The sequence below is a fragment of the Bradyrhizobium sp. P3_C3 genome (assembly GCF_056402655.1).
This window is the reverse complement of the sequence record NZ_JBFUGY010000009.1, coordinates 95,362-113,827: the sequence shown is the minus strand read 5'-3', so window position 1 is coordinate 113,827 and position 18,466 is coordinate 95,362. Positions and strand designations below refer to the sequence as shown.

Here is an 18,466-nt window from a genome sequence, read left to right as displayed (position 1 = left end):
GGGAGCATGCTGCGCGATCTCGCGCCGGAAATCGCGCCGGGCACACCGATTTGCTAGAGGCTATCGCGCGACGACCGTGACGATGGTTCGGCAGAAATCGAAAATGAACCGGCCATAGAGCGCGCCGGATCCCGGATCTGAAGATGCCAGGCGATAGGAGTTGCCGAGAGCACGGGCAATCTCCAGCACGCCCGTGACTTCATGGTGCGTCATCGCCAGGTGAATGCCGGCCAGCGGCAGCATCAGGGCCTCAATGCCAACACTGCTCATGACGGCCCCGCTTCGGCGCGAGGCAGCGGCAGGAATTGCGCAAGGTAGGCGCTCCTCCATTGATAAGGCGTATCGCCGGCGAAACGCTTGAATACCGTCGTGAAATGCGCCTGAGTCTGGAATCCGACGGTCAAGGCAACGTCGACCAGCGAGACGTCGGCGCGCCTCAGCAGTTCCTGGGCGCGTTCGATCCGCCGCTTCAGCAGAAAGTCGTGAGGCCGCATGCCGACGGCCGCGCGGAACTGCGCGGCAAAGTGCATGCGGCTGAGGCCGGCGACCGCCGCCAGATGCTGCAAGGTGATCTTGCCAGCCAGATTCTCGTCGACATATTGCAGCACGCGCTTGAGGCGCCATTTTTGCAACGACCGCACAGACCGGCACCGCTCGTCGGCCTGATCGGTCTCGTTGCGCGCGACGGCCGTCGGCCGGCTGGCTCTGCGGGTCAGGATGGCAAGACGCAAGGCGTCCGCAAGGATGGCGGAGTGAGGATGATGGGCCGCTTCGGTTGCCGCGAGCGCATCGGAGAGGCTTCGCATCACCGGGTCCGGGAACTCGCCTGCACCGGCCTCCCGATCGGTCTCGACGGAGATGCGCGCGAGGCGTTTCGCCGATACCCTGAAGCTGGGCCCGTCGCCGGCGCATCTCCGCACGCCCGGCGGGGGCGTCTCGATGGCCAGGGCAACATCGAGGTGAACGAGGGACAGCGTCATCGCCTTTTCGCCGGTGCGATCCGGACGTTCCGCAAGCCCGGACTGGCAACCATCGATAGCCGAGACGCCGATCGAGCCGACGACATGATCCTTCGCGCCTAGCGGGTGTGACATCTGTAGCGACATCGTCGAACTCCTTGTCCCATTTTCGATCCGGCGAGACCCAATGGCTCGTCCGAATGTGGGAGCAGAGTAGTTCGGCGGTCCCCGCGCTCCATTCTACGCGCGGGTGCACCGGATAGGTTCTCGGGTTGATCGCGTCATACCTAGGTATGACCGCGGCGTCGCCGGCCGCACGGGCGTCCCGTTCGCCGCGATGGCGGAACTGATCTCGCCCTGCGGTAAGTTGACGCGCTCGCCAATGGTCGGAAACTCACGCAAAACCCCGTTTTTGCCGGGGAATGTGCCTCATCGGCACGCGCGCGGGATCAAACCGCGGCAACGTCTTTCAAGAGAGCACGAAAATCATGTTGCCGCATGTTGTCGGCCCGATCAAATCGCGGCATCAACGTGACCGAAAATGAGCAGAGCGACCACCAGCGACGATGACCAGTCTTGATCGGGCCACGGGTTCATCGATGAGCCGCGCCGGCTTGCGGTTCTGGTCTGCCGTCCTCGCTTTCGCGGTTTTCCTGGTCGATGTGCTGACGCCGCTCGAGGGCGCGGTCGCAGTTCTCTACGTCGTTGCGATCCTGCTCGCGGCGAGGACGCACCGGCGTAACGACATCATCGCCGCCGCTGTCGGCTGCAGCGTCCTGACCATAACCGCCTATCTACTGTCGCACGATCTGGAGGCGATCGCCTCGCCTGCCCTTCGTGCGCTGGTGAGCCTCGCAGCCATCGGAATCACGACCTTGCTGGCGCTCCAGAATCAGGCGGCGACGAAGCGCCTCGCGGCGCAGGCGCGCCTGCTCAATCTCTCGCATGACATGATCTTCGTCAGGGATCGCGGCGGCGTGATCAGTTTCTGGAACAGGGCCGCGGAACAGGCCTACGGCTGGTCGGCCGACGAGGCGGTCGGGCAACTCGCCGACGCGCTGCTGAGAACCAAATATCCCGACCGGCGAGAGGCCATCGAGGCCGGCCTGCTCGACATCGGCCGATGGGAAGGCAGGCTGGAGCAGCGGACGAAGGCCGGCGGCGCACTCACCGTCGATGCAAGATGGGCGCTCCAGCACGACCATCTCGGCAAACCCGTTGGAGTCCTTGAAACCCACACCGACGTCACGGACCGCGTCGCGGCACATAACGCGCTGGTGCAGAGCGAGCAGCGATACCGCCGGATGTTCGACGCAAGCCGGGTCGGCGTCGTCGAGGAGGATTGGAGCGCAGTGCGGACCGCGCTGAATTCGCTGGAGACCGGAGGCGCCACGTTGCGGGACTACCTTGCACGAAATCCTGAATTCGTGCGGCATGTCCGCCGGCTCGCCAGAATTACCGACGTCAATCCGGCCCTCCAGAAGATGGCGGGAGCAAGCGACTCTGCGGCCTTCATCGCGAACGTGGACAGGCTTCTGGACGAGAACCACCGCCGTTTCCTCGGCGCGCTGATCGCATTCGCGGAAGGAGATCGGTTCCACGAAGGCGAGACCGATTTCGTGAGTCTCGACGGTCGCAAGGTTCCCGTCATGTTTACGATCACCTTTCCGGCCGAGCCCGACGGAGATCGCAACGTGCTCGCCTTCGTCATCGACATCACCGAGCGCAAGCAGGCACAGGATGCGCTGCTCGCGGCGCAGGCGGAGCTGGCGCATGCCGCGCGCGTCGCCACCCTCGGCGAGCTCAGCGCGTCCATTGCCCACGAGGTGAATCAGCCTCTGGCAGCGATCGTCACCAGCGGCGAGGCTGGCTTGCGGTGGCTGCGCCGCGACGTGCCCGATCTCAAGGAGGTTGCGGCGACGATCGGTCACGTCGTTGCCCAGGGCCGCCGCGCCAGCGAGATCGTGACCCGCATCCGGACTTTCCTGAAGAAGGCCCCTACCCAGCAGGATCTGCTGCAGATCGACGAGATCATCGAGGAAGCGACCCTCCTGGTCGCGCGCGAGCTCGTCAAGGACGACGTCACCCTCATCGTCGAGACGGAGCATGGCCTGCCGCCGGTTCGCGGCGACCGGATCCAGCTTCAGCAGGTCCTGGTCAATCTTCTGATCAATGCCGGCCAGGCCATGTCAGGCCGGCCTGGTTCCCGCACCGTTACGCTGCGCGCCGGAACCGTGGACGGCGAAAACCTCGCCATCACGGTCGAGGACAGCGGCCCGGGCATCCAGCCGGACGACCTGCCGCGCCTGTTTGATCCGTTCTTCACCACCAAGGGCGGCGGCATGGGCATGGGACTTGCGATCTGCCGAACGACGGTGGAAGCTCACGGCGGCCGATTGTCCGTGGAGAGCTCTCCGGGCTCGGGCGCGACATTCCACCTGACACTGCCATTTAGCCAAGAACACGCCTTGCCATGACACGACCAAACCAAGTGCAACCGCCGGCCCAATCCTCCAGTTCAGTCGTCATCATCGTTGATGACGACGCGAGCATTCGTGCCTCGCTCGACAGCCTGTTCCGATCCGTCGGCCTCGAGACACGCCTGTTCGGCTCACCGGCCGAGCTGCTTGGCGGCGTCATGCCCGACAAACCGGCCTGCATCGTGCTGGACGTCCGGCTCCCGGGCGTGAGCGGCCTCGATCTCCAGGGGCAACTGACCCGCCAGGGCATCAGATATCCAATCATCTTCATGACCGGTCATGGAGACATTCCAATGTCGGTGCGCGCCATGAAGGCTGGCGCCGTGGATTTCCTGTCCAAGCCGTTTCGCGATCAGGACATGCTCGACGCCGTGACGGCAGCGCTCGAGCGCGATGCGCAGCGCCGTGCGGAAGCCGCGACGAAGGAGGATATCCGCATCCAGTATGAGAGCCTGACGGCGCGCGAGCGCGAGGTGATGGGCCATGTGACCGCCGGCTTGATGAACAAGCAGGTGGCCGGCCTGATCGGCCTCAGCGAGATCACCGTCAAGATCCACCGCGGCAACGTCATGCGCAAGATGGAGGTCCGGTCGCTGGCCGACCTCGTTCGCAAGGCCGAAGCGCTCGGGATTTCCCAGAACCGAAAGACTACGGACCAAACCTGAGTATAATTCCGGCGGGACTGCCGCACGGTGCATAAGGCCCCATCGGCCGCCCAATGGGAGATATCCTCCCTGCGGAACACAGCGGTCAGGATGTGTGCCAATGGCCAAAACCCCGGTGATTGCGATCGTGGACGACGACGAAGGCGTGCGCGCGTCGCTGGCGAGCCTCGTGCGTTCGCTCGGCTATGAAGCCCACGCCTACGAGTCCGGCGTCGCCTTCCTGCGGGAACCGGCGGGAGAAGATCCGGCCTGCATGATCGCCGACGTTCAGATGCCGGTCATTACCGGCGATGAATTGCAGGCGCGCCTGGTTGCTTCCGGCCGCCATTTCCCGATCATTTTCATGACCGCTTTCCCCAGCGAACCCGTGCGCCAGCGCGTCATGGCGGCTGGCGCGCATTGCTATCTCGGCAAGCCGTCCAGCGGCGACGAGATCATCCGCCGCCTCGAAGAGGCCCTAGCGGGCCACGCGCCGCAATAGTCGGGTCCCGGCTCGGGCCAACTGCGCCTTCCCGGCGTGCGTTCCCGAAAGCAGGTTGATGGACCGAAAATACCGGCCGGCACAGCTCATGCTCCCCTTCGATTTCGCGACGCCGGCAGGCCGCACGCTTTGCCGCGCATGGAGGGAGCATAATTGCCAGGTGACGCCACCAGCGCTGCCGACGACATCCGCCCGCGGGTCTTCGCCGGCTTCCCGGTGAGTTCCTGGGCGTTCGCGCTGCGCGTCCTGCTGGCAATGCTCCTCGCACTCTATGTGAGCTTCTGGCTCGAGCTCGAATCCCCCTCGTCGGCTGCCGTCACCGTGGCAATCCTGGCGCTGCCCACGCGCGCGCAGGGCATGGAAAAGGCAGGCTATCGGCTGCTCGCAACCGCCATCGGCGTGATCGCATCGATCGCCATCGCCGGCACCTTTTCCCAAACCGGCGCGCTTCTGCCCGCAGTGTTGGGGATCTGGGTCGGACTTTGCGTCTACGTCGCCGGGATGCTGGACGGCAATCGCGCTTATGCGGCGGCTCTCAGCTGCATCACCGTTGCCCTGATTGCCATTCAGCAGATCGACAGCCCATTGCAGGTGTTTCCGACCGGCGTCGCCCGGGGCGCCGCCATCGCCATCGGCGTCCTCGCGGTCGCTCTGGTCAACGAGGTGCTCGCCGCGCCGGACTATCATCCGGTTCTGGCGAGCCGCCTCGAAACACTGCATCGCGGGGTCACGGAGTTCGCGCAACGCGCCGTCCGCGGTGAAGCTTCATCCGCGACCGCTGCTGCGGACATGTTGCGCGATGTCGCGGCCCTGCATCCGGAGATCGCGAGCCTCGTCACGGAGTCGATCAGCGGCCCGGCCAGAACCGCAGCCGCACGCTCCGCGATGGTGGGCCTCGTGAGCGAGCTCGCGCTCGCCCGTACGCTTGCCGCGCTGCCGGCCGCATCCGCGACGTCCCGGGACGACCGAAACCCCGACGCCTCCGGCCTGATCGCGATCTGCCGGACCCATCTGCGCGATCAGATCATCCGCAGGAATGCAGACGTGCGCGACAGCCTCGAGGCACTGCGGGCCGGAAACCATCCACTCCGGCAGTGGCGCGCGCCGCTTTACCGCTCGCCTCGCATTGCAGCGGCAGCCGGCGTCAGGGCCGCGATCCACTTCATCCTCATTGCAATCATCTTCGTGATGGCGGGATGGCCGACCACCGCGCTCTGCCTCTCGCTTGCCGCAGTCATCATCGGCCTGAGCGCGACGGCTCCGGATCCGCGCGCCTTCACGACACTGGCGGTTTTTGCCATGCCGATCGCATGCCTGCTCGCCGGCATCCTGAAATACCTCGTCTTCAACGGCGTATCCGAGTTTCAACTGCTGGCGATCGGCCTTGCGCCTCTCGTGATCGGCGCAGCGCTGCTGATCACGCTGCCGAGCGGCATCCTGCCGCCGCTCGGCCGGCTCTCCCTCGTGTTCACGCTTGTCATTCTCGCACCGAGCAATCCGCAGAGCTACGACCCCGACGTATTCCTTGTGACATGTCTGTTTGCCCAGCTTTCCTCGGTTCTGGTCTTCGCAGCGCAGCTCCTGCTGCCGTCCTTGTCCGGCGAACGGAGGATCCGGCTGCTGCTGGACGACGCCCATCGCGAGCTGAGCCGCCTCGATTCCGGGCGAGCCCGGCATCTCGCGCCGGAGGAAGCCGCGTTTCGCGATGCCGCCCGGATCGAGCAGATCCTGACAACGAACGGCGCCACGGCACCTCCCCCTCGGGTCGTCGCGGAAGCGCTGCGCTGCTTCGACGAGGCCGTGGTGCTGCGACAGTGCCATGCCGAACTGGACCGCCTGGCCGAGAACTCACTCGGCGGAGCGGTGCGCGCCGCGCGAGCCGCGCTCACCCTACGCGATAGGGGCGCAATCCTGACTGCCGCCGAGGCGCTGCGCCAGACGGCTGCCCAAGGCAACCTGTCCGTCGAGCCGGTGCTCGCCGCGCTCGTTCCGGCCAGCATCGTCCTCGAACCATGGCGGAGTTTCACCGGTTCCGGCCAGGGGACGCATCCGTGACGAATACTTATCGTGAACTCGTCGTGGGCGGCGTGCTGATCGCCCCGATCGTGTCCTATGCGGCCACGGCGCTGCTCGCATTCCTGCTGCTCCGCCCGGTGCTGCGTCTCGTCGGATTTACAAGAATCTTCAGCAACCCGTCGCTGGCCGAGCTCTGCCTCTACGTGTCGATCTTCGGCCTGCTCGCGCTCTTTTGCTAGGGAGAAAGTCATGGACGCGGCTCTGCCTCGAGATGCGGCCTTTCCGCCCCACCCCGAATCTTCAGCCGAAGCACGAGCGGACGCAGCCGACGCCGTCGCGTGTTCCAGCCTGACGGAGGCCGCGGCGCGCGCGACCAGCGACCGCGCCGCGAACGATGGCGAAGCTTCCCGGCAGGCGACGCTATTGACGCGGTCGCTGCGCAAGGCCGCCGGGCGGTTCATGGCCGGCGTCGGCAAGCATTTCGCTACTCTTGCCATCGCTCTGGTCGCCATCCTGATATCGGTTGCAACCTGGCAGCACTATGTCACCGCGCCCTGGACGCGCAATGGCAGCGTGCGCGTGCAGGTCGCCAATGTCGCGCCGCAGATCGCGGGCAAAATCGTGGAGCTGCGGGTGGCCGACAACCAGTTCGTCCACAAGGGTGACGTGCTCTACGTCATCGATCCCTTCGACTTCGACGTAGCCGTCAGCATCGGCAAGGCCCTCGTCGACCAGCGGGCGGCGGACCTGGAGGTGAAGCAGGCCGAGTCCGACCGGCGCCGGCGTCTGTCCGACCTCGCGACGACGCCAGAGGAGCAGCAGATCTTCGCCGGCAATGCCTCGCAGGCGAAGGCCGCCTACGCAGCGGCCGCTCACCAGCTTGCACAGGCGGAATTGAACCTGAAGCGCACCAATGTGCTCAGCCCCGTCGACGGCTATGTCACCAATCTCCTGCTACGCGTCGGCGACTATGCGCTGACCGGCGTCACCAACGTCTCCATCATCGATTCCAACAGCTTCTGGATCGACGGTTATTTCGAGGAAACCAAGATGGCGCATGTCTGCGTCGGCGATCGCGTCGAGGCACAGCTCATCGGTTACTCCAAGCCGATCCTGGGACATGTGAAAACCGTGACCCGCGGCATCAGCCCGTCAAACGCCGCGGCGGGCACGCAAGGTCTGCCCAACGTGGACCCGATCTACACCTGGGTGCGGCTCGCACAGCGCATACCGGTTCGTGTCGCCATCGACACGGTGCCGCCGGGCGTGCCGCTCGTCTCCGGCATGACGGCCACGGTGACGATCCGGCGGCCCAATGCGGTCGATCGCCAGACCTGGCCTCATCGGCTCCGCACGACCTTCGTGGACCCAATGTTTGATGTGTTCGGCGCAGGAGATCCGCCGCGCCCCAACTGCCTCCAATCCCCATCCCAGCAGCCTCCCGAGGTGACGGCGCTTCCCTACGCGCGGGTGCCCGCAATTCCGCCGGCGGAGAAGATCGCGCCCGGACTCAGCCCCGGCATCGATGCCTCGCCACGCCTTCCCTGAATCCGGTCAGATCGCCCGACCTGAAGAGAGCTGCATCGCGCCGCAACATCTGAACTCACAGCGCAAGCATTTGATTCTTCTTGCTTAATTCGGAGTTTCGCGACGTTCCGACGCACCTGCAGCTTTCGCAAAATCTAACACGATTTCAGCAACGCTAACGGGCCTTGTGGCGGCATCAGACATATCGTTCGAGCGTCAACCAATGGCATTCAGCAGCCGTCACGGCGGCAGCGGAATCCAAAAGACGGGACGAACGATGCTCACCGATATGCAAGCGGCCGGCGCCCGATTGACACATCAACCCGGCGCCCGCGAACCGGATTTCTCTCAGGGGGCACGCGAATTCCCCCACGAACGAAAATGGCGCCAGCCCGAGCAACGCGCGGGCGTCGCGCGCGAGGACATCACGATCTCGCGCTTTACCTATGCGCAGACGGCCGTCAGGCGCGAGGATGCAACGACGCCTCCCGACCGGTACTTCTTCTCGATCGCCCTGAAGAGCACACGTCTCAAGCTGACCAGAGGCAGTCAGACCATTTTCGAAGGCGCCATGCCGGCAGGCACGCTCTATGTCGGCGCGCCGTCGAAGCCGCTCCGCGCGCAGTTTCTTGTGCCGTGCGATTTCCTGCACTTCCACATCTCGGCCAATTGCTTCCCATCTCCGCAGCAGGGAACGGAGCCGCTCGCGCCCGAATGCCTGAACGATCTCGTTCTGTTGCGCGACCCGTTCGCCGAACAGCTCGCAAAGGCGCTGACCGAACAAGGCCATTCGGCTGATCGGGAATTTGCGCGCTGCATCGCCCAGACGCTGGTGATGCACGTCGCTCGGCGCGAGCCCCCGCGTACGAAAGTCAACGCCTTGCCGAAATGGCGGCTCCGACGCGTCGAGGAGTATGTCAGGGCGCGCTTCGACCACTCCATCAGCCTGTCCGACCTCGCCGGCGTCGCGGGATTGTCCCGGATGCACTTCGCAGCGCAGTTTCGCGCCGCGACTGGATACCGGCCGCGCGAGTATCTCCTGCAACAGCGCATCGAGCATGCAAAATCTCTCCTGTCGAATACCGAGACGCCGCTGGTCGAGGCGGCGCTGGCCGTCGGTTTCTGCACGCAGGCGCATTTCTCGACTGTCTTCAAACGTCTGACAGGCGACACGCCGGCACGTTGGCGATGCACCAGCCGGAACGCATTGGCGTCACCCAGGCTCGCTGAATGCGACCCGGTTCCGTCACGCGAGCCGGTGTCTCATGTCCTGCCGGCGGACCTTCGTGAATCATGCGAAATGAGAAACAGCGTGGGGACGTGAAATACTTTGCACGCCGGATCGGCGATGCTGGCAGTGTTAGTGACTGAGACCCCAAGTCACGGCTCGAGCCTTCTCCTCCCAGGCATGCGAGCATTGGGCCGTCCTCCCCACAAGGACGGCCCCTTTTTTTGCCTCGCCGCACGTTGATCCGGAGCGCGCCGTCCGTCCGATTCCGGAACGATGCTGTTGCCATTTCAGTCGCTGAGATGCCGCGCAAGCCAGTTGCGCACGCCCTGAAGACTCCTGAAATCGTCCAGCGACCGCACCGGAAGGCCGGGCTCGATGCTCGCAACCATCCGGCTCAGTGCATGTCCAGGTCCAAATTCGAGAAATGCCGTGGCACCCGCTTCGAGACAGCTTTGCAGGCAATTTCCCCACTGCACGGTTTGCGAGATCTGCGCGGCGAGCTTGTCGTGGCCCGTCTCGGCGGAGACGACCGAACCGCCGTCGATGCCGCTCAGGATGCGCGCACCGGCGGCCGACGGGAACGCCACCGGCGCCGACCGCAAGACTTCGCGAAACACGACCGACGCCTCGGCGAGCCGTCCGGTGTGGGAGGCAACCCGAACCGGCAGATCGATGATCCTTGTGGCGCGCATCGCCCTCGCCTCTCCGGCAATCCCGTTCAATGCCTCCCGGCCACCGCCGACCACGAAGGCATCGCCTGGATTGACGATGGCGATCGCCGCGCCGTGGCGCTCGCAAAGGCGGGTCATATCGTCATGTGAAAGACCACGGACAAAGATCAGCCCGTCACCGGCGCAGGTGGCGGCGTCCATCGCTTCCGCGCGGCGCACTGCGAGGTCGAGCGTGAGGACCGGTTCGAACAGATCTCCCACGCCCCATGCCGCCACCTCACCGACGCTGTAGCCTGCGATGATGGTGCCATGTGGAATGATGTCCCTGAGCCCGGCAGCGGCTGCCAGTGCCTGCAACGTGCATAGAATCTGGCCGGACCGGTTGCGATGCAGAGCCTCGTCAGATTCGCTGCGCACGAAATCGCGCGGATCCCAGCCGCCCAGCAACGTTGCCGCGTGTGCAAACAGGTGCGTCGCTTCCGGCGCATCGCCCGTCAGGGCGAACATGTCCCGATGCTGTCCGCCTTGTCCCGAGCACAGGATCGCAAGTGTCATGATTGCCGCCTAGTGCGGAAAGAGCACGGCGATCGCGACCGCCATGGTCGCGACGCTGAATCCGGTGCTCGAAATGACCATCGATCCGACCGCGGCCGAGTCCAGCCGGTAGTTGACCGCAAACAGGATGCCGAAAAAGCCGGAAGGCACCGCGGCCAGCAGAATGGCCGTCCTCGCTGTGTCGGGAGCGATTGGAAAGACGTGAGTGATTGCAACGGCTGCGAGCGGCCGAACCACGTCCGCGGCCACGGTTGCGGCCGCGATCTTCCAGTCCAGGCGGAACGACTGTGCCGACAGGATGGCTCCGGTCAGGAACAGCGCGACGCCGGCGGCCGAACTCCCGATCAGCGCGAGGCACGCATGAGCGAGCGCATCGAGGCTCAGATCCGACACCGAAAACAGGATGCCGAACACGGGCGCGAGCACGACCGGCTTGGTGATCGCACGTCCCACCGCCGTCAGCATCTGCCGCGCCGCCATTTCCTCGCCACGGGACCTGGCGGCGTCCATTTCCGCCATGATCAGGGTCACCGGGCTGATGAGGACCGAACCGGTTGCCAATGCGACGGCGACCGGAACGGCGCCCGCCTGTCCCGCGACGGATGTCAGGATTGGAAGACCGACGCCGGCAAGATTTGGAAAGCCAACCGTGAGTGCCTGAATCGACGCATCGGGCCGCGACACCTTGAACAACCTGCGCGCGGCAAGATACCAGGCGGCATAGAGCAACGACATCGTTATGCCGAGCACCAGAAACAGCGGAACCTGCTCGATCATCTCGCTGCGCGACGCCGAGGCGGTTGCGGCGAACAGGGACGCCGGTACGGCGAAATCCATCACGAGTGCGTTGAGAGCATCGACATGGAGATTGTCGACGACATGAAACCTTCCGGCGGCGTATCCCAGCAGCAGGACAAAGAACACCGGCACCAGCGCCATCAGGATTGCATTGGACATCATGGCCCCGGCGCGTCGTAGGCATCGACGAAGAGCGACATCGCAAGCAGGTCAGCCGAGCCACCGGGACTGAGACGACGGGCGACGAAGCTTTCATGGATCCATCGCGCGCTGACGCGCCAGCCCGGAGCGCGCACGCCGCCGGCGTCGATGAAGCGACGTGCCGCGCGACGTGCAAAACGAAGCCCCTCGAGCCCGCCACGATGCAGCAGGTTCGTGTCTTCCACTGACGCAATCAGGGCAAAGCACGCTTCGACCCGAGCCGCTTCCGCATCCTCGGGCGTGGCAGGCGTTACTCTCCGCAGGGCCGGCAAGCCGATCCGGTAGACGCTGGGAAACCCGCTCGCCGCCTCGATACGGGCTCCGCCTGCGCGAAAGCGGCGGCGAGCAGCGCTGCCATGGCTGTGCAGCAACACCGGACCGTCGAGTATGCTGGCGCCCCAGAGGCGTGCCACGACGTCGCCGAGCGGACGTGCCGGATCGACCAGCCCGCCGGCCCTCGCACCGGCCGCCGCGCACAACAGGCCAAGACCGAAGATCGCGCCGCGATGCGTATTGACGCCCGCGGTCGCCTCGAGCATCGCCCGTTCGGCCTCCAGGCCGATGACCCGCAGCACTCCCATGCCGCAACCGAGCGCGCCCGCTTCGGCAAGGCTTTGAAGGTAAGGCCTGATGGCCGCAGCGCTGCGACGAAACGTGCCGGCATCCATGTCGACGTGACTGCCATTGTCGACATGACTCACGAGCCCCGGCTTGGGCCAGGTTTCCAGCTCCATGGCGAGGCAATCGGCAGCGAAGCCGCCGATCGCCCGGACACCGGACGCCATCTGCCCCCGGCTGGCAACAAGCGGTTCGATGCTTCGCGCGGCCGCTGTGATCATGATCCCATCGCTCCCGAAATGAATCGATCCCTGTCGAGCAGGGCCACGCACCCGATGGTCTTGACCAGAAGCTGGTCCGTGCCGGCATGGAATTCGCGCCAGTTCACCGCTGCACCATCCGCGTGCATCAATTCGCCATCGAGCCGCATCGGCGCATCGGTCTCGATCGCAGCCACGTCGGCGGCGAGCCGATCCAGATCGGTGTCGCGGGGGAACGCGAACAGGACATCAAGGTCGGAACGAGCGGTCACGTAATCGAGCCCGGTCAGCGATTGCCATGCGAGGCTGCCGAACACGCGCACGTCCACCGAATGACGAAGCGCGAGCCCGTCGAGCCGATCGAGCGTCGGCCACCAGTTGCGCGGCGCCGAGGCGCGCGCCTGCCGCAGCGCGGGCGGCCTCGCGACCGAAGTGACGTGGTCGATATCCGCGAGAAACGACAGCCGCTTCTTGCCGGCGGAGGGCGGCAACGGCAGGCCGAGCGCAACGCCGGTCGTTTCGCTAGGCAGAGCGCGCCGCCTGATCGTCGGCCATCCCATTTCGGACCAACGCGAAACCAGCGGGTCGGCTGCGAGATCGCCGCGCATCCCGATCATCGCGCGCCAACCCTGCGGGCTAACAAAGACGAGGTCGTGGCGACCGGCCGGCGGTTCACCGGGTTTGCAGGGCAAGGTCACGAACGCGCTCCGCGATATCGGCGGCCTTCGGCCGGCCACCGCGCTCCTTACCGAGCGCATCTCTTCGATCCCGCGCAGCCGGCATGTCGGCGAGCAGCGCCTCCAGCTGGTCTGCGAGTGAGGTGGCATCGCTCCATGTCATATGAACGGCACCCATCTGCTCGAGATTGGAGAGCCCCGGCGCGAAAACCGGCGTCGATTTGGCTTTCTCCTCAAGAGCGGTCATCGACAATTTGGTGACCTTCGCCATCGACGGCAGATCCATCACCGCGGGAGAGGCGCCGGGCAATCCGACCAGCACGCGCGTCGCAAGGCCCGTCGCAAGCAGGGCCCCCGCCGCCGAGTGGCCGTAGAGAAGACCGATGGTCGGGCGGCCGTGCATGTCCGCGTGGATCAGCACTTTCGCCAGATGCGCGAGGAATTCGTTGAGCCCGAGCAGCTCGTCACGCTTGCTCATGCGCTGGCTGTCGCTGTCGACGAGCACCAGGATCGGTCCGCTCCCGCGGTCGATCGACTCCAGGACGTGCGCGGAAAGTCTGATCGCCTCGTCGACGCCGAGCGCAGTCCGATCCGCAACACCAATCACGAGTATCCTGCCACCGGATCGCAGCGTCGCGGCGCCAGCAATGACGCCATTGTCGTTCCTGACCTCATGGCCGTCGGGAAACAGCGAGGCGAGAATGTCATCGAGCGTCACGGCTGGTCCTCCCGATCCTGCTAGCGAGCGCAATGAACTGGTCGGCCGGCAATTCCGGAACCGTTTCCGCATGCGCAACACCTTCCACGGTCCAGATATCGACGGCGTCCTGGCAAGCGCCGAAGCGGCGCAACCTGTCGGCCAGACGCTCCTGCTCCGCCCTGAGCCGGTCGAGGCCGAAGGGGCCGATCAACCCGATCAGCTCGAGTGCGGCCTCGCGAAAATCCTGCACGGTGTCATCGGCGAAGACGTCGGCCGCACCGAGCAGCCGCCGGTGCTTGCCGCCCATGGTGCGCCAGACCAGGGCACGGTCACGGGAGTCGAACTCCTCGACGCCGCGATTGGTCTCGATCACCTCGGGGCCCGACACCGCGATGCGTCCCGCCTCCGAAACGGCGAGCGCAGAGCAACAGCCTGCGATCAGACCGCCGCCGCCATAGCAGCCGGAGCGCCCGCCGATCAAGCCGATGACCTTCACGCCAGCACTGCGCGCCTCCATCACCGCACGCATGATCTCGGCGATGGCGAGCTCACCGGCATTGGCCTCCTGCAGCCGGACGCCGCCGGTATCGAGCAGGATCAGAACAGGGATCGATCCGATCTCGCGCGCTGCGCGGAGCAGACCCAGCAGTTTGGCGCCGTGCACCTCGCCGAAGGCGCCGCCCATGAAACGTCCTTCCTGCGCGGCGACGAATACCGGCGCGCCGCCGAGCCGGCCATGGCCGACGACGATGCCGTCATCGAACTGCTCGGGAAGGCCGAATATCTCCAGGTGCGGACTGACCTCGCGCTGTTCCGGCCCGATGAACTCGACCAGGCTGCCGGCATCAAGCAGCAGATCAAGCCTCGTCCGCGCCGATGCCTCGTTGAAGCTCGTGCTGCGGGCCCGTTCGGCCGGGGCGATGTGCGGGAGCGGCGCGGTCATTGCTCGCTCCCCGCGATCAATCGCACCGCCTGCGCCAGCCGAAGCGAGACCGTGTCGGGCCGCGCGCCGCCGTCATTGATGGAGAATTTCAGCCCGCCGGGCGAATAGCGCTCGACGAAATCGCCAATGACGGCGCTCCAGACTTCGCCGAAGCCCATCGCCGCGGTTTTGATCTCCACCGCGCATTCCGCATCCGGCAGGACGCGCTCCACCAGCACTTCCAGATTGCCCGAGGCGACCACGCCCACGATCGCGCTCTGCCTGATACCGCCCGCGCGCTCGCGAACCGGGTGATGAAAGCTGAGATCTTCCATGGCCTGTCCTCACCAGTTCCTGAATTTCGACGGCGGCGCGTAGAGCCCGCCCGACCAGCGCACGAGATCCTTGATCGAGCGCGCCGCCAGCATGTTGCGATCCGCATCGAGCGGATTGATGCCGATATCTTCCGGCCGCCGGATCACGCCGCGCTCGCGCAGCTGCGCGACCATGCTGCGATCCCGCCCGCGACCGACATCGGTGTATCCAGCGACGCCGCGGATCGCCTGCTCGCGTTCTTGCGCCGTACGGCACAACAGGAGGTTCGCCACGCCCTCCTCGGTGACGATGTGCGTGACGTCGTCGCCGTAGATCATCACCGGCGCGAGCTCGAGGTTGAGCTTCTCGGCGAGCTCGATCGCATCGAGCTTCTCGACGAACAACGGGACGTTCTTGTCGCCGAAGGTCTCGCCAATCTGCACCACCAGCTTGCGGCCCCGGCGCAACGGCGCCGGGCTGTCGGGATCGGCCTCCGCGCCGGCCTTCAGCCAGGGCTCGCTCGGATGCCTGCGACCGCGCGCATCCGCGCCCATGTTCGGCGCGCCGCCGAACCCGGCGATGCGCGAGGTGGTGATGGTCGAAGAATTTCCCTGGAGATCGATCTGCAGCGTGGAGCCGATGAACATGTCGCAGGCATAGAGCCCGGCGGTCTGGCAAAACGCGCGGTTGGAACGCAGCGAGCCGTCGGGACCGGTGAAATAGACGTCGGATCGGGCCCGGATGTACTCGTCCATGCCGACCTCCGAGCCGAATGAGTGGATCTGCCGAACCCAACCGGACTCGATCGCGGGAATGAGCGCGGGATGCGGATTCAGGGCGAAGTGGGTTGCGATCCTACCCTTCAGGCCCAGCCTCTCGCCGAACGTCGGCAGCAGGAGCTCGATCGCGGCCGTGCTGAAGCCGATCCCGTGATTGATCCGCTGCACGCCATAGGGCGCATAGATGCCCTTGATCGCGAGCATCGCGGTCAGGATCTGCCCCTCGGTGATCGCCGCCGGATCGCGCGTGAACAGTGGCTCGACGAAGAACGGCTTGTCGGACTTGACGACGAAATGGACGCGGTCCGCCGGGATATCGACCCGCGGAACCGTCTCGACGATCTCGTTGACCTGGGCGATCACGACGCCGTCCTTGAACGCCGTTGCCTCCACCACGGTGGGCGTGTCCTCGGTGTTCGGGCCGGTGTAGAGATTGCCGTCACGGTCGGCGCTGACGGCGGCGATCAGGGCGACGTGCGGGGTGAGATCGATGAAGTAGCGCGCGAACAGTTCGAGATAGGTGTGAATTGCTCCCAGCTCGATCTTGCCGCCGAACAGCATGTGCGCGATGCGCGCCGATTGTGGCCCGGAATAGGCATAGTCGAGCCGCTTCGCGACCCCGCGGTCGAACAGGTCCAGATGTTCGGGCAGAACGACGCCCGACTGCACCATGTGCAGATCGTTGACCTTGGACAGATCGACCGCCAGCAGTGCACGGCTCAAGAGATCCGCCTGCTTCTGGTTATCGCCTTCGAGGCAAACCCGGTCACCCGGCCGGATCACGGCCTCCAGCAGACGCGTAGCGTCGGACGCTTCCACGACCTTGCCGTGGGCAAGTCCGGCACCGGCCGCGATGCGGGCATCGCGCGCGGCGCGGTTGTTCTGCCAGCTCGTCATGACCTTGGCCCCTTTGCGGCGTTGGCTCCGCTCCAGAGCGATCCCGGATTGGCACGGTCGGGATGAAGCGCGAGCATCGCCTCGTAGAGCTCGCGCGGAGAAATCGTCGCCTGGTCGAGTCGGTCGAAATCGAGCAGATATTGCCGGGTCTCCGCGATGCTGCGCGGATCGTCATCGTTCTCCGGCTTCTTGTGTCCGGCCACCACGAAGCGGGGCTTCAACGCTTCGAGCCGATCGAGCGCGGCGATCCATTCCAGCCGGCTCTGCGTGTCGGTTTCGGCGAGATAAGGATGAATGCCGTTGTACACGGTGTCGCCGGCGACGATCAGATCGCGAGACGGGACATGAAGGGCGGTGGAGCGCGCCGTGTCGGTTCGTCCCATGTCGATGACGACGAGCTTGTGTCCCTCGAGCGCGAGCTCGCCTTCGAKAGGCTCTGCAGCGACCAGGCGCTGCGCGATCTCGCCCGGAGAGCGCTTGCGCCAGAAACCGTCGAGCGATGCCGGCGAAAGCTGCGTCTTCATCTCGTCGACAACCTCGGGAACGGCCACGGCCCGTGCCCGCGGAAAGCGATCGAGCAGCGGCGCGAGACCGAAGAAATGATCACCGTGGCCATGCGTGACGTAGATCGTGGTCAGATTTCGCTCCCGCGACACGACCCAATCCAGCAACGTCTTCGACTGCCCGGCGGTCAGGAACGTGTCGACGAGGATGGCATCCCGCTCGCCGTAGATCAAAGTCGACGAATTCGCGACCCACATCAGGTCCGGATTGCCGGACGGCAGATCGCGGCTCAGTCCAGCCCGCTTCACCGTCGTCACGTCCCAGTCCAGGATCGTGCCGGTCGTCTCGATCATGCTCATGGAATTCTCCGGAGGGGCAGTCGGGCCGGCGGGAGTGCTGTCTCTCCCGCCGTCCTTCCTTCTGCCGGCCGTGCGTCAGGGCCGGCAAAACGCGTCAGCGGGTGGCCGGTTGATCGATGCTGCGAGCGGCACGGGTGATGATCTCCGCCACTTCCTTCGGATGCGACTCGTAGACCGAGTGGCTTGCACCCGGGATCACGGTGGTGTGGCTCTTGGCGCGCTCGTAATACCAGCGCTCGAGATCCGGATTGATGATCTGGTCGTTGCCGGCAACGATGCCCCAGCTCGGCTTGGTCTTCCACGCAGCCGCCGTCAGCGGCGTGCTGAACACCTGCGTCGCGGCCAGAACCTGGGAGCGTGATTCGAACTCCGCCTGCTCGCGCGGCAGATCGGGCGCGAACAGCTTGGGGAATTGCACGGGATCGAGATAGGTGAATTTGTCGGGCGTGACCTTGATGGCGCCTTCGGTCTTTCCAAGTACGCTCGGCGTCTTCTTGCCCAGCGCCGCTTCGTCCTCTCCGACGTCGGGCGCATGCGCAGCGACGTAGACGAGGCCGACGACATTGGGATGAACACCCGCCTCGGTGATGATCGAGCCGCCATAGCTGTGGCCGACCAGAAGCGTCGGGCCATTCTGGAGATCGAGCAGCCGCTTCGCCGCCGTGACATCATCGCCAAACGACGTCTCGGGCTCCTGCAGCATGCTGACGCGGAAGCCTTCCTTGACCAGGATCTCGTAGACCGGCTTCCAGCCGGACGCATCGACCCAGGCGCCGTGCACCAGGACGATGTTCTTCGGGGGTTCAGCGCGCGCCGGGGCGACGGTCGCGAACAGGGAGAGAGTGGCAGCGAAGGCGAGGCCAGCGTTGAGGTGTTTCATGTCGGGATCACTCCAGGTTGGAATGGTGCGA

19 protein-coding genes are annotated in these 18,466 nt (G+C 65.4%); 7 read left to right on the top strand and 12 right to left on the bottom strand.

The window, feature by feature from the left end:
• Positions 1-60 precede the first annotated feature (60 nt).
• Both AC1DW2_RS12840 and AC1DW2_RS12835 read right to left on the bottom strand, forming a co-directional pair.
• Complete coding sequence (locus AC1DW2_RS12840) at positions 61-270, bottom strand: hypothetical protein (protein WP_477006213.1); 210 nt, start codon at positions 268-270, stop codon at positions 61-63.
• Positions 267-1,106: a helix-turn-helix domain-containing protein gene (locus AC1DW2_RS12835; protein WP_477006212.1), complete on the bottom strand. Its 840-nt coding sequence runs from the start codon at positions 1,104-1,106 to the stop codon at positions 267-269. Before AC1DW2_RS12835 ends, AC1DW2_RS12840 begins: the two co-directional genes overlap by 4 nt.
• A gap of 452 nt (positions 1,107-1,558) precedes the next feature.
• On the opposite strand from AC1DW2_RS12835, the gene AC1DW2_RS12830 reads away from it, so the two are divergent.
• The 7 genes from AC1DW2_RS12830 to AC1DW2_RS12800 all read left to right on the top strand — a co-directional run bounded on the left by AC1DW2_RS12830 (position 1,559) and on the right by AC1DW2_RS12800 (position 9,452).
• On the top strand, positions 1,559-3,436 hold the full coding sequence (locus AC1DW2_RS12830) for a PAS domain-containing sensor histidine kinase (protein WP_477006211.1): 1,878 nt from the start codon (positions 1,559-1,561) through the stop codon (positions 3,434-3,436).
• On the top strand, positions 3,433-4,104 hold the full coding sequence (locus tag AC1DW2_RS12825) for a response regulator transcription factor (protein ID WP_038944749.1): 672 nt from the start codon (positions 3,433-3,435) through the stop codon (positions 4,102-4,104). The genes AC1DW2_RS12830 and AC1DW2_RS12825 overlap by 4 nt, the downstream gene beginning before the upstream one ends.
• A 100-nt stretch (positions 4,105-4,204) precedes the next feature.
• Positions 4,205-4,585 (top strand): response regulator transcription factor, encoded by a 381-nt coding sequence (locus tag AC1DW2_RS12820; RefSeq protein WP_038955794.1) that lies wholly within the window; start codon positions 4,205-4,207, stop codon positions 4,583-4,585.
• Positions 4,586-4,738: 153 nt separating this feature from the next.
• Entirely contained in the window at positions 4,739-6,640 is a 1,902-nt protein-coding gene (locus AC1DW2_RS12815) for an FUSC family protein (protein WP_477006210.1), read from the top strand.
• Entirely contained in the window at positions 6,637-6,840 is a 204-nt protein-coding gene (locus AC1DW2_RS12810) for a DUF1656 domain-containing protein (protein ID WP_445221354.1), read from the top strand. The genes AC1DW2_RS12815 and AC1DW2_RS12810 overlap by 4 nt, the downstream gene beginning before the upstream one ends.
• 10 nt (positions 6,841-6,850) lie before the next feature.
• Positions 6,851-8,149, top strand: a complete 1,299-nt coding sequence (locus AC1DW2_RS12805; protein ID WP_477006209.1) for an HlyD family secretion protein — start codon at positions 6,851-6,853, stop codon at positions 8,147-8,149.
• A 256-nt stretch (positions 8,150-8,405) separates the two neighbouring features.
• Positions 8,406-9,452, top strand: a complete 1,047-nt coding sequence (locus tag AC1DW2_RS12800; RefSeq protein WP_477006208.1) for a helix-turn-helix domain-containing protein — start codon at positions 8,406-8,408, stop codon at positions 9,450-9,452.
• 194 nt (positions 9,453-9,646) lie between these two features.
• Here the strand turns inward: AC1DW2_RS12800 and AC1DW2_RS12795 are convergent, their stop codons facing one another.
• The 10 genes from AC1DW2_RS12795 to AC1DW2_RS12750 form a co-directional block, all read right to left on the bottom strand.
• Positions 9,647-10,585, bottom strand: a complete 939-nt coding sequence (locus AC1DW2_RS12795; protein WP_477006207.1) for an ACP S-malonyltransferase — start codon at positions 10,583-10,585, stop codon at positions 9,647-9,649.
• A gap of 9 nt (positions 10,586-10,594) precedes the next feature.
• Complete coding sequence (locus AC1DW2_RS12790) at positions 10,595-11,545, bottom strand: AEC family transporter (protein ID WP_354117212.1); 951 nt, start codon at positions 11,543-11,545, stop codon at positions 10,595-10,597.
• Positions 11,542-12,423 (bottom strand): triphosphoribosyl-dephospho-CoA synthase MdcB, encoded by an 882-nt coding sequence (mdcB, locus tag AC1DW2_RS12785; protein WP_477006206.1) that lies wholly within the window; start codon positions 12,421-12,423, stop codon positions 11,542-11,544. The genes AC1DW2_RS12790 and mdcB overlap by 4 nt, the downstream gene beginning before the upstream one ends.
• Positions 12,420-13,100 (bottom strand): malonate decarboxylase holo-[acyl-carrier-protein] synthase, encoded by a 681-nt coding sequence (mdcG, locus tag AC1DW2_RS12780; RefSeq protein WP_477006205.1) that lies wholly within the window; start codon positions 13,098-13,100, stop codon positions 12,420-12,422. The genes mdcB and mdcG overlap by 4 nt, the downstream gene beginning before the upstream one ends.
• Positions 13,075-13,797 (bottom strand): biotin-independent malonate decarboxylase subunit gamma, encoded by a 723-nt coding sequence (gene mdcE / locus AC1DW2_RS12775; protein ID WP_063984273.1) that lies wholly within the window; start codon positions 13,795-13,797, stop codon positions 13,075-13,077. The genes mdcG and mdcE overlap by 26 nt, the downstream gene beginning before the upstream one ends.
• Entirely contained in the window at positions 13,784-14,722 is a 939-nt protein-coding gene (locus AC1DW2_RS12770) for a biotin-independent malonate decarboxylase subunit beta (RefSeq protein ID WP_477006204.1), read from the bottom strand. Before AC1DW2_RS12770 ends, mdcE begins: the two co-directional genes overlap by 14 nt.
• A complete protein-coding gene (gene mdcC / locus AC1DW2_RS12765; protein ID WP_063984275.1) occupies positions 14,719-15,036 on the bottom strand; it encodes a malonate decarboxylase acyl carrier protein in 318 nt (105 codons plus the stop codon). The genes AC1DW2_RS12770 and mdcC overlap by 4 nt, the downstream gene beginning before the upstream one ends.
• 9 nt (positions 15,037-15,045) lie before the next feature.
• The gene (gene mdcA / locus AC1DW2_RS12760; protein ID WP_477006203.1) at positions 15,046-16,692 is read right to left on the bottom strand and encodes a malonate decarboxylase subunit alpha; all 1,647 of its coding nucleotides are present in this window, start codon (positions 16,690-16,692) and stop codon (positions 15,046-15,048) included.
• Entirely contained in the window at positions 16,689-17,555 is an 867-nt protein-coding gene (locus AC1DW2_RS12755; protein ID WP_477006202.1) for an MBL fold metallo-hydrolase, read from the bottom strand. The genes mdcA and AC1DW2_RS12755 overlap by 4 nt, the downstream gene beginning before the upstream one ends.
• Positions 17,556-17,649: 94 nt before the next feature.
• Positions 17,650-18,435, bottom strand: coding sequence for an alpha/beta hydrolase (locus AC1DW2_RS12750; RefSeq protein WP_063984278.1), 786 nt, complete (start codon positions 18,433-18,435; stop codon positions 17,650-17,652).
• Positions 18,436-18,466: the final 31 nt, after the last annotated feature.

Excerpts from the sequence above, each read along its gene's own strand:
- AC1DW2_RS12840 (WP_477006213.1), bottom strand. The coding sequence starts at position 270 with ATGAGCAGTGTTGGCATTGAGGCCCTGATGCTGCCGCTGGCCGGCATT.
- AC1DW2_RS12835 (WP_477006212.1), bottom strand. The coding sequence starts at position 1,106 with ATGTCGCTACAGATGTCACACCCGCTAGGCGCGAAGGATCATGTCGTC.
- AC1DW2_RS12830 (WP_477006211.1), top strand. The coding sequence starts at position 1,559 with ATGAGCCGCGCCGGCTTGCGGTTCTGGTCTGCCGTCCTCGCTTTCGCG.
- AC1DW2_RS12825 (WP_038944749.1), top strand. The coding sequence starts at position 3,433 with ATGACACGACCAAACCAAGTGCAACCGCCGGCCCAATCCTCCAGTTCA.
- AC1DW2_RS12820 (WP_038955794.1), top strand. The coding sequence starts at position 4,205 with ATGGCCAAAACCCCGGTGATTGCGATCGTGGACGACGACGAAGGCGTG.
- AC1DW2_RS12805 (WP_477006209.1), top strand. The coding sequence starts at position 6,851 with ATGGACGCGGCTCTGCCTCGAGATGCGGCCTTTCCGCCCCACCCCGAA.
- AC1DW2_RS12800 (WP_477006208.1), top strand. The coding sequence starts at position 8,406 with ATGCTCACCGATATGCAAGCGGCCGGCGCCCGATTGACACATCAACCC.
- AC1DW2_RS12795 (WP_477006207.1), bottom strand. The coding sequence starts at position 10,585 with ATGACACTTGCGATCCTGTGCTCGGGACAAGGCGGACAGCATCGGGAC.
- AC1DW2_RS12790 (WP_354117212.1), bottom strand. The coding sequence starts at position 11,545 with ATGATGTCCAATGCAATCCTGATGGCGCTGGTGCCGGTGTTCTTTGTC.
- mdcB (WP_477006206.1), bottom strand. The coding sequence starts at position 12,423 with ATGATCACAGCGGCCGCGCGAAGCATCGAACCGCTTGTTGCCAGCCGG.
- AC1DW2_RS12770 (WP_477006204.1), bottom strand. The coding sequence starts at position 14,722 with ATGACCGCGCCGCTCCCGCACATCGCCCCGGCCGAACGGGCCCGCAGC.
- mdcC (WP_063984275.1), bottom strand. The coding sequence starts at position 15,036 with ATGGAAGATCTCAGCTTTCATCACCCGGTTCGCGAGCGCGCGGGCGGT.
- mdcA (WP_477006203.1), bottom strand. The coding sequence starts at position 16,692 with ATGACGAGCTGGCAGAACAACCGCGCCGCGCGCGATGCCCGCATCGCG.
- AC1DW2_RS12750 (WP_063984278.1), bottom strand. The coding sequence starts at position 18,435 with ATGAAACACCTCAACGCTGGCCTCGCCTTCGCTGCCACTCTCTCCCTG.